Source organism: Rummeliibacillus pycnus, assembly GCF_050459865.1.
Taxonomy (GTDB): domain Bacteria; phylum Bacillota; class Bacilli; order Bacillales_A; family Planococcaceae; genus Rummeliibacillus; species Rummeliibacillus pycnus_B.
The window spans coordinates 21,602-31,599 of the sequence record NZ_JBCMNM010000080.1; the positions used below are offsets into that span (position 1 = coordinate 21,602).

General features: G+C 36.7%; 8 protein-coding genes. 7 read left to right on the forward strand and 1 reads right to left on the reverse strand.

Features of this window, described 5'->3' with window-relative positions; translation table 11 throughout:
* Positions 1 to 489 precede the first annotated feature (489 nt).
* The 4 genes from pth (at position 490) to spoVT (ending at position 5,569) form a co-directional block, all read left to right on the forward strand.
* A complete protein-coding gene (gene pth, locus ABE048_RS16135) occupies positions 490 to 1,047 on the forward strand; it encodes an aminoacyl-tRNA hydrolase (RefSeq protein WP_430312300.1) in 558 nt (185 codons plus the stop codon).
* Positions 1,048 to 1,106: 59 nt separating this feature from the next.
* Positions 1,107 to 1,334 carry an anti-sigma-F factor Fin gene (locus ABE048_RS16140; protein ID WP_430312301.1) on the forward strand — a complete coding sequence of 76 codons (228 nt, stop codon included), beginning with the start codon at positions 1,107 to 1,109 and terminating at the stop codon, positions 1,332 to 1,334.
* Between the two features lie 84 nt (positions 1,335 to 1,418).
* Positions 1,419 to 4,946, forward strand: a complete 3,528-nt coding sequence (mfd, locus tag ABE048_RS16145) for a transcription-repair coupling factor (protein ID WP_430312302.1) — start codon at positions 1,419 to 1,421, stop codon at positions 4,944 to 4,946.
* Positions 4,947 to 5,032: 86 nt separating this feature from the next.
* Complete coding sequence (spoVT, locus tag ABE048_RS16150) at positions 5,033 to 5,569, forward strand: stage V sporulation protein T (protein WP_430312303.1); 537 nt, start codon at positions 5,033 to 5,035, stop codon at positions 5,567 to 5,569.
* An 86-nt stretch (positions 5,570 to 5,655) separates the two neighbouring features.
* On the opposite strand, the gene ABE048_RS16155 is transcribed toward spoVT, so the two are convergent.
* Positions 5,656 to 5,988 carry a hypothetical protein gene (locus ABE048_RS16155; protein ID WP_430312304.1) on the reverse strand — a complete coding sequence of 111 codons (333 nt, stop codon included), beginning with the start codon at positions 5,986 to 5,988 and terminating at the stop codon, positions 5,656 to 5,658.
* A gap of 232 nt (positions 5,989 to 6,220) precedes the next feature.
* Here ABE048_RS16155 and ABE048_RS16160 point away from each other — a divergent pair, with 232 nt between their 5' ends.
* The 3 genes from ABE048_RS16160 to ABE048_RS16170 are packed head-to-tail and all read left to right on the forward strand — an operon-like array spanning position 6,221 to position 9,618.
* Positions 6,221 to 7,846 (forward strand): putative polysaccharide biosynthesis protein, encoded by a 1,626-nt coding sequence (locus tag ABE048_RS16160; protein ID WP_430312305.1) that lies wholly within the window; start codon positions 6,221 to 6,223, stop codon positions 7,844 to 7,846.
* 9 nt (positions 7,847 to 7,855) lie between these two features.
* Positions 7,856 to 9,310 (forward strand): nucleoside triphosphate pyrophosphohydrolase, encoded by a 1,455-nt coding sequence (gene mazG, locus ABE048_RS16165; protein ID WP_430312306.1) that lies wholly within the window; start codon positions 7,856 to 7,858, stop codon positions 9,308 to 9,310.
* Between the two features lie 17 nt (positions 9,311 to 9,327).
* Positions 9,328 to 9,618 carry an RNA-binding S4 domain-containing protein gene (locus ABE048_RS16170; RefSeq protein WP_430312307.1) on the forward strand — a complete coding sequence of 97 codons (291 nt, stop codon included), beginning with the start codon at positions 9,328 to 9,330 and terminating at the stop codon, positions 9,616 to 9,618.
* The last annotated feature ends 380 nt before the right edge of the window (positions 9,619 to 9,998 follow it).

Consider the following 9,998-nt stretch of genomic DNA (forward strand, 5'->3'; position numbering starts at 1 on the left):
TTGAAAAAGTGCCCTGATAATCAACGAAATCTCTGAAAAAATTAACTAATTCATGTTCATTAAAGATAGAACCAATCCGATAATGATGTAGTATCATTATTTATTATTGTATTTGAGTTAAAATCAGTTTCACCAGCACTTATGCTTTATCTGGCTTCACGTGCCAGCCCCTCGAGAGTTCTGAACCCGATAGCCGTTGCGACGCGATGTCACGCTCTTAGGCAATCTTCCTTAAAACGAACTTCTTTAGCACTAATGTGGTATCCGGCTTCGGGCGCTAGCTACTCGAGTCACTTCGCCTTCTCGGTTGAAAGCAAAAAGACGCTTTCAATTCGAAGGCTCCAGTGCTTGTCGGAGGCCCGCAGGAAGTGGGTCAGATAGCCGTTGCGACAGGATGTCGCGCTTTTAGGCTATCTTCCTCAAAACGAGCGCCCTCAGCACTTATATGGTAAAATAACAGGGATTAGTTAGAAAAGGAAGATGCCAAATATGAAACTAATTATTGGCCTAGGAAACCCTGGGAGAGACTATGAACATACACACCACAATGTGGGATTTGATACAATTGATTTATTAGCAGAAAAATGGGGCATTTCATTAAATCAACAAAAATTTAATGCAATATATGGCACAGCGCATCGTCCAGAGGGAAAAGTAATGCTGATGAAGCCTCTTACATATATGAACCTATCTGGTGAAGCAGTTCGCCCTATGATGGATTACTATGATATCGATGTAGAAGATATTGTTGTTATTTATGATGATTTAGATTTAGAGAAAGGCAAATTACGCCTTCGCCAAAAAGGCAGTGCAGGTGGTCATAATGGTATTAAATCATTGATTCAACATATCGGTACGCAAAACTATAATCGTATTCGTATCGGAATTAGCCGTCCACCAGTGGGAATGAAAGTGCCTGACTATGTACTTTCAAGATTTTCGAAAGAAGATCAGCCTGTGATGCAAGAAGCATTTGGCCGAGCAGCGGATGCTTGTGAATATTGGTTAGAGAAGCCTTTTGCAGAAGTTATGAATCGTTTCAATTAAATTATGAAGCATAAAAGATGCCAAAGCTGTCTATACTTTTTATAAAGGGAGGCATGCTTATGGCTATTCGTTACAGATGTCGTCATTGCAACACGGAAATAGGCGTATTGCCATTTGATTCTGAAGATAGTATTCGTAAACTTCATCAACTAAATGAACAAGATGCTAAAGAATTTATCCGTCATGAGCAAAATGGTGATACAACCGTAGAAAGTATTTGCGAACATTGCGAAGACTCGCTTAAGAAATTCCCGAATTATTATGCATTAAAAAATTGGTTACAGTAAAACGCTTTGGCGCATTGTGCGTCCAAGGCCTTTTTCTGTACATTGAATGATATAGCATTTATTTGCTAACGGAGGGAGGCCAATATGGAAATACTACGTCAATTATTATCCCGAGATACACATGTTCAAAAATTGTTAGAAGATATAAAAAGTGGCCAAGAAGAGCAATTAATTACGGGCCTTTCTGGGAGTGCTAGACCAGCCTTTTTAGACACTATTTATGATTATATCCAAAAACCTATTTACATAATTTCACCGAATTTATTGCAAGCTCAAAAGATGTTCGATGATTTATTGAAACTTGTTGGTGAAGATTATGTTCACTATTATCCAGCAGATGAGTTTATCGCTGCAGATATGTCAATTGCAAGTCCGGAATTGCGAGCGCAACGTATAGAAACGTTAGACCATATGTTACATCAACAAAAAGGACTGTACATTATTCCGATTGCCGGTATGCGCAAAATGATGGCGCCAAAAGAAGAATGGCTTACATTAAATCTAAATGTTTCAATTGGTGAAGAGATTAATGTAGAAGAATGGCTTCAAAAATTAGTGACAATGGGTTATACAAGAAGTCAAATGGTCACAACACCGGGTGAGTTTGCTTTACGTGGGGGAATTTTGGATGTTTACCCTCCGTATCTTGAGAATCCTATACGTATTGAATTATTTGATACAGAAGTAGATTCTATTCGTACATTCTCAGCTGATGATCAACGTTCGATTGGAAAATTAGATGCGCTTCATATTTTACCTGCATCTGAATTTGTATTAACAAAAGATCAACGCTTAAAATTAGCGCAAAAGCTTGAAGACGCTCTAGCAGATAGTTTGAAAAAGATAAAAAAGAAAGAAATCCAAGAGCAATTATATCAACATGTTCAAGCAGATATAGAGTTATTAAAGCAAGGTGAGTTACCAGAGTTTACGAATCGCTATGGGTCATTATTGTACGATCGTCCTTCATTCTTAGGAGATTATTTTGCACAAGATGGACTTGTTGTTTATGACGAACTTGGTCGAATTCAAGAAGTAATGGAAGCGTGGGAAAAAGAAGAAAAAGAATGGTTTTTATCTTTACTTGAAGAAGGAAAATTAGTTCATGCAGTAAAACCTTCTTATTCATTAAAAGAGATTATTGCTATGATTCATTTACCTTCGCTTTACTTTGCGCTATTTGCAAGAACATTTGCAGGTATTCGTTTTAAGAAAACGACAAGTTTCTCTTGTAAGCCAATGCAACATTTCCATGGACAAATGCCATTACTCAAAAATGAGGTAGAACGCTGGCAACATGGAAAATTCACCGTTCTTTTTGTAACAGAAGATGAAGATCGCTTAACAACAATTCAAACTACATTAGAAGATTACGATATTCATATACAAATTGGTAAACCAGTGGCAGAAGGTATTTTTGCTGTTACAGGTAAACTTTCAGCGGGATTTGAATTGCCATTACAACGTTTAGCGATTGTCACTGAGGAAGAACTTTTTAAACAAAAACCTAAGAAGAAAAAAAGTCGTCCTCAAAAAATGACAAATGCAGAACGTATTAAAAGTTATACAGAAATAAAACCTGGAGACTATGTTGTACATGTTCATCATGGTATCGGGAAATATATTGGTATTGAAACACTTGAAGTCAATGGTAAACATAAAGATTATTTACATGTCCGATATCGTGCGGATGATAAACTTTATGTCCCAGTTGATCAAATTGATTTAATCCAAAAGTATGTTGGTTCAGAAGATAAAGAGCCTAAGCTTCATAAACTAGGTGGAACAGAGTGGAAGAAAACAAAGAGTAAAGTATCATCAGCGGTACAAGATATTGCAGATGATTTAATTAAACTATATGCAAAACGTGAAGCAGAAAAAGGGTTTGCATTTTCACCTGATGGTGATGAACAACGTGCATTTGAGGAAGCGTTCCAATATGAGGAGACAGAAGACCAATTACGTACTATCCAAGAAGTGAAGGTCGATATGGAAAAAGAACGCCCAATGGATCGACTTGTTTGTGGTGATGTTGGCTATGGTAAAACGGAAGTAGCTATTCGAGCAGCATTTAAAGCCATTATGGATGGTAAACAAGTGGCGTTTTTAGTACCCACGACGATTTTGGCACAGCAACACTTTGAAACCATGCAAGAAAGATTTCAAGATCAAGCCGTTACAATTGGCTTGTTAAGTCGTTTCCGTACGCGTAAGCAACAAAATGATACGTTAAAAGGCTTAAAGGATGGTACAGTTGATATTGTTGTCGGCACACATCGCCTATTATCAAAAGATGTTGTTTATAAAGACCTTGGAATACTCGTTGTCGATGAAGAACAACGTTTCGGTGTAACACATAAAGAAAAGATTAAACAGTTAAAAACAAATGTAGATGTACTAACGTTAACAGCTACACCTATTCCACGTACTTTGCATATGTCAATGGTCGGTGTGCGTGATTTATCTGTTATTGAGACGCCACCAGCAAACCGATTCCCAGTGCAAACGTATGTTATGGAGCATAATGGGGCATTGGTGCGTGAAGCGATTGAACGCGAAATGTCTCGTGGAGGACAAATTTTCTATTTACACAATCGTGTAGAGGATATGGCAAAAAAAGTAGATGAAATTCAAATGCTTGTGCCAGATGCACGAATAGGATTTGCCCACGGTCGAATGTCTGAGTCAGAATTAGAATCTGTTATTCTACGGTTTTTAGAAGGAGAGTATGATGTTCTAGTTACAACTACGATTATTGAAACCGGTATCGATATTCCAAATGTAAATACACTAATTGTGAATAATGCAGATCGTATGGGACTATCACAACTTTATCAATTACGAGGACGTGTTGGGCGATCCAATCGTGTCGCATATGCTTATTTCATGTATCAACGAGATAAAGTGCTAACGGAGGTTGCTGAACAACGATTACAAGCTGTAAAAGAATTTACAGAGCTAGGGTCCGGATTTAAAATTGCAATGCGTGATTTATCTATTCGTGGAGCAGGGAACTTACTAGGCTCTCAACAACATGGCTTTATTGACTCTGTAGGGTTCGATTTATATTCTCAAATGCTAGAAGAAGCGATTGAAGAACGCCAAACAGGTGTGAAAAAAGAAGAAGAAAAAGATATCGAAATTTTACTTCCATATGATGCGTATATTCCAGATGCATATATTCCGGATGGCTATCAAAAAATCCAAATGTATAAGCGTATCAAGGGTATGGATGAAGAGGAAGATTACGCTGAAATCATTGATGAATTACATGATCGTTTTGGAGATCTACCGATGGAAACAGAACGTCTTTTACGAATAGCACGTATAAAGGTATGGGCTAAAAAAGTAGGCGTAGATTTCATTAAGACAAAGAATAAAATCGTCACCATCGATATTTCAGAAGAAGGAACTGCCAATCTTGATGGTGGGAAAATTGTTTCAGAGTCAATGCAATTTGGCCGTGCAGTAGGGTTTCAATTAGAGGGTCAGAGACTTATTTTAACGATTGATGAGAAAAAGGCAGAAAAACAATTGCCATTTGATATTTTAGAATCATTGATGAAACTACTACCGACTGCAATACGAGAAAAAGCAGCGATTAAAGACTAATAATTGCCATGTATAATTTATATTTGAATGCCCCATACTACCGACAAGTACTATTATGAAAATTTGTCGAAAGTGAGGCAACACGAATGAAAGCGACAGGCATTGTACGTCGAATCGACGATTTAGGACGTGTGGTAATCCCAAAAGAAATTAGAAGAACTTTACGGATTCGTGAAGGTGATCCATTAGAAATATTTACTGACCGCGAAGGTGAAATTATATTAAAGAAATATTCTCCAATCAATGAATTAAGTGATTTTGCTCTTTCATATGTAGACACATTATTTGAAACATTGGGTACAAGTGCACTTATTAGTGATCGCGATGAAATTATTGCTGTGGCAGGTGTTTCGAAAAAGGAGTACATGCATCGTCAAATATCATCCTTTGCAGAAGAGTGTATATTACAACGTAAAATAATCGTTGAAAAACATGAAAACTCTGTTGAAATTGTACCTGGTCAAATCGAACAGATTAAATCTTATTGTATCGCCCCTATTGTTGTAGCAGGAGATGCAATTGGAGCTGTTTACATCTTATCGAAGATGCATTTTATTGGGGATACAGAGCAGAAAGTAGCAGAGACTGCAGCACATTTTTTGGCAAAGCAAATGGAAGATTAATAAAAAAGACCATTCAACTATTGATTAAATCAATAGAGAATGGCCTTTTTTGTCTATGTTAAAGGATACTGTCACATCTAGATAGATTATTTTTTTAAGCGAATGGATCTAAATTGCGAGGAAGTATTGAGTAAATCTAGCATTTCTTTTGTATTGTTAATAGTAGAAGAAGAAATTTGTGAAGGCTCTTCTAAAGATAGTAATTTTTCGTTTATACACATTTCAGAAATTAAAACCTTTGTACCGTCAGCTTTTAAAAGGTATTTACGAATATAGCCATTTTTTGTTTCCGTAATGATACGTGATGGTTTGCTTTTCATTCTTTTTTCTATTTGTAAATAGCTTTCTTGCGTTAAAGAAGATTGTTTATACTGTGCTGTATTTTGAAATATATCTACTTTTGAGACTGAAACCTTCATAAATATTCCCTCCTATAACCTATTTGGTATAATAGATATCGTCAAAATTCCAGAAAAATGAATTATTTGTAAGACTCTGATAATGGATAGCGTTGATAATTTTATCCAGTGTGTAGCATGTTGATTTGCTCGTATAAAGATGGAAGACGTTTTGGTGAGTGAGATTAATATGCTATACTGTTGTCAATTATTTGTGTTGTAACCGATGAATTATATAGGAAAGAGGATTATCATGTCCGAAAAATGGGGGATGAAAGTTTATTTAAAGGGAGTTGCTTTGCTGACAGTAGCGGCTCTTTTTGTGAAGATATTAAGCATGGTTTACCGTGTGCCATTTCAAAATTTAGTCGGAGACCATGGTTTTTATATTTACCAGCAAGTTTATCCCTTTGTAGCGCTATTTGTTACATGGACATCTAGTGGTATAGCTGTAGCCATCTCCAAAATGCTCGCGGATTTAGACGAAAGTAATCAGCAAGATGAAAAAAGAGCCCTGCTACGTATAATATTTCGATTTTTAACTTTGCTATCAGTGGTATGCTTTGTGATTTTGTATATTGGTGCACCAGTTTTTGCACACCTGATGGGGGATTCAAATCTCGCTGGACTGCTAAAGATTGGCGCATTTGTTGTATTTTCAATGCCGTTTTTAGCTATATATAAAGGTTTATTTCAATCTACAGGATTTATGAAGCCAGTAGCTTATGCACAAGTAGTTGAGCAAACGGTAAGAGTAGTTGTTATTTTAGGTGGGACATGGGTCATTATGTCAACAACAGAATCTTTATATGGTGCAGGGAAAATAGCACTTTTAGGAACGGTTGTTGGAGAGTTTGCGGGTGTTCTTTTATTATTAGGGTACATGAAAAGGCACAAATTTTTGGGTGCAAAATATAACAGAAAAATAAAAACAAATCTAGCAAAATGGCCAATACTTAAAAAGTTAATGGTATTAAGCGTTAGTGTAAGTATGAGTAGTTTAGTGTTGCTTGTATTTCAATTAGTCGATTCTTTTACTATATATAGTGCATTAAGGGAACTAGGGATGCCGTCTTTAAAGGCGATGGAGACAAAGGGAATATATGACCGTGGTCAGCCATTAGTACAAGTTGGATTAGTTGTTGCATCTTCACTTTCATTGGCTATTGTCCCACTTGTAGCCCATGCATCAAAACGTAATGATGGACAAAATGCCGATCGATTTATCCAGCTCACATATCGTACATCTCTATTATTTGGCATAGCTGCAGCAGTAGGCTTAGTACTTGTTATGCCAAATATTAATACAACTCTTTTTGAGAATGCAGATTTATCAAATGTCTTATCTGTATTTGTTATTCAAATTATTTGGATATCATTAATTATGACATTAACGGCCATTTTACAAGGGTTAGATCAATTAAAAATACCTGCATTGTTATTAGTTGTAGGGATTATCGTTAAAATGCTTTGCAATAAATTATTTATCCTGAAATTTGGTATTGTTGGAGCTGCATGGGCTGGAAATTTAGGTCTTTTTATGACGACGTTGGGATTATTATGGTACTTAAAAAGAGTAAAAAATATCCATTTATCAACAGCTCGTTTTTATAAAGGCGCGGCGCTCGCTACGCTCGCGATGATATTAGTTGTTTTACTGTTTACAATGTTCGTGGAACCAATGATTTTTCCTTCCTTATCGGGGCGCGTGCGAGCGTTGATTCTTTGTGTTTTGAAAGCAGGAATTGGTGCTTTAGCTTTTTTAACAATAATCGCAAAGTTAAATATTTTATCTATTAGAGATTGGTATTTACTTCCCTTAGGACGTCGTATGGCTAGTTATCAGCTTTGGATTAATCGAAAAAATAAACAAAAATAGGTGAAGAATATGCATCAACTTACAGTCATTGGATTAGGCGCAGGAGATTTTGAACAACTTCCGATAGGCGTCTATCGAAAATTAAAGGAAGCAAAGAAGATATGTGTTCGTACAAAAGAACATGCTGTATTAGACGAATTGGCAAAAGAGGGCATGGAATTTGAAAGCTTTGACGAAATCTATGAAAAACATGATGATTTTCTACCAGTTTACAAAGAAATTGTCTCAACATTACTCAATTATATAGAAGTAGAAGATGTAATCTATGCTGTTCCCGGTCACCCTTTAATGGCTGAAATGACGGTTCAACTTCTGATTCAGGCAGAAAAAGAAGGGAAGGTTCAGCTCAAAATTGAAGGGGGGCAAAGTTTCTTAGATGCTATTTTTGGTGCGCTTCGAATTGACCCGATTGATGGCTTTGAACTAGTTAATGGTACTACTTTCTCAATCCATGAAGTGAATATGTATAATCATCTATTAATTGCACAAGTATATGATCAATTTAGTGCTTCTGAAGTAAAACTCACACTGTTAGAAAAATACCACCCAGATTATCCGGTTACAATCGTAACAGCAGCAGGTTCAAAAGATGAATTCATCCGTACAGTGCCACTACATGAATTAGACCATGTTGCAGAAATTAATAATTTAACAACGGTGTATGTTCCGCCTATTAAAGATAAAGAAGATGCATTGCGTGAATGGTCGACATTCCGCGACATTATTTCTATTTTACGAAGCCCAGAAGGTTGTCCATGGGATCGTGCGCAAACTCACGAAAGCTTAAAACGTTATATGTTGGAAGAAGTTCATGAATTCTTACAAGCTATTGATGAACAAGATGATGAGCATATGATTGAAGAACTTGGTGATGTGTTGTTACAGGTCTTCTTACATGCTCAAATTGCAGAGGATTCAGGCTACTGGAATTTAGAAGATATCCTAGAGGGGGTTGCAGGCAAAATGATTCGCCGTCACCCTCACGTTTTTAGTGATGTGAAGGTAAATAGTGTAGAGGATGTTAATGCAAATTGGGAGAAAATCAAGAAGCAAGAACATCAAAATGATGACAATTTCGAACCTCTATTAAAAGGTGAATATCGTGCAACATCTTCGCTACAAACATCTTATAACTATCAACGTAGAGCGGCAAAAGTAGGTTTTGAATGGCCAAATGTTGAAGGAGTTTGGGATAAAGTAGAAGAAGAGTGGCATGAGTTCCGTCAAGAAGTAGAAAACGGAACACCAGAATCAAGACTTGATGAATTTGGTGATGTATTATTTACACTAGTAAACTTAGCACGTGTATATAAAATTTCAGCAGAAGATGCAATGATTCATGCAAATGCTAAATTTGCTAAGAGATTCGGCTATGTCGAACAACAAGTTATGGCAGGTCGCAAAGATTTTAAAGACTATTCATTTGAAGAACTAGATCAATTTTGGCAAGAAGCTAAACAATAAGAAAAGAGGATACTCATATGAGATTAGATAAATTTTTGAAAATTTCTCGATTGATAAAGCGTCGTACTCTAGCAAAAGAAGTAGCAGATCAAGGTCGTATTACAATCAACGGTAAAGTAGTAAAAGCAAGCAGCGCTGTTAAAGTAGGAGATGAGCTTGCTATTCGCTTTGGACAAAAAATAGTAACTGTTCGCGTAGAAGAATTAAAAGACATTGTCCGTAAAGAAGATGCGGCTAAAATGTTTACCATCTTAAAAGAAGAAAAACTAGATAGAGTCGAACCGCAATTTATCGATGATGAAGAATAATTCGTATTGTGATGTTGTATGATATTTTGATTTATAAATCGATTTCATAATGCAAAATTCATATAAACTATACGAACATTCCATGATATCCAATTATGTTCATTGCAACGCTGCAGGTGGCCACTTCAACGGAAAAGCTTGAGCTGAAAGCCTAACAGGAACATTGTGGATGGCGCTGAAAGTAAAATAGTTAAAAATTTATAAGTACTACTATCTTTGTTGATGTGGAATTAGCGAAGACTCCTGCGGGAAAGCGAGACAGGTGAGACCCCGCAGTGCGATTAAGGAACGGAGTCTAAGAACGCCACGTCCTGTGGCAACGACTCCGTGACCAACATCCTGTTGCCCCGAGGAGGCTCAACGCTCGCCCGCGGAAAGCG

What these genes read in the sequence shown, in the direction of transcription:
- mazG (WP_430312306.1), top strand. Translation starts at nt 7,856, where the DNA reads ATGCATCAACTTACAGTCATTGGATTAGGCGCAGGAGATTTTGAACAA.
- ABE048_RS16170 (WP_430312307.1), top strand. Translation starts at nt 9,328, where the DNA reads ATGAGATTAGATAAATTTTTGAAAATTTCTCGATTGATAAAGCGTCGT.
- ABE048_RS16155 (WP_430312304.1), bottom strand. Translation starts at nt 5,988, where the DNA reads ATGAAGGTTTCAGTCTCAAAAGTAGATATATTTCAAAATACAGCACAG.
- spoVT (WP_430312303.1), top strand. Translation starts at nt 5,033, where the DNA reads ATGAAAGCGACAGGCATTGTACGTCGAATCGACGATTTAGGACGTGTG.
- pth (WP_430312300.1), top strand. Translation starts at nt 490, where the DNA reads ATGAAACTAATTATTGGCCTAGGAAACCCTGGGAGAGACTATGAACAT.
- ABE048_RS16160 (WP_430312305.1), top strand. Translation starts at nt 6,221, where the DNA reads ATGTCCGAAAAATGGGGGATGAAAGTTTATTTAAAGGGAGTTGCTTTG.
- mfd (WP_430312302.1), top strand. Translation starts at nt 1,419, where the DNA reads ATGGAAATACTACGTCAATTATTATCCCGAGATACACATGTTCAAAAA.
- ABE048_RS16140 (WP_430312301.1), top strand. Translation starts at nt 1,107, where the DNA reads ATGGCTATTCGTTACAGATGTCGTCATTGCAACACGGAAATAGGCGTA.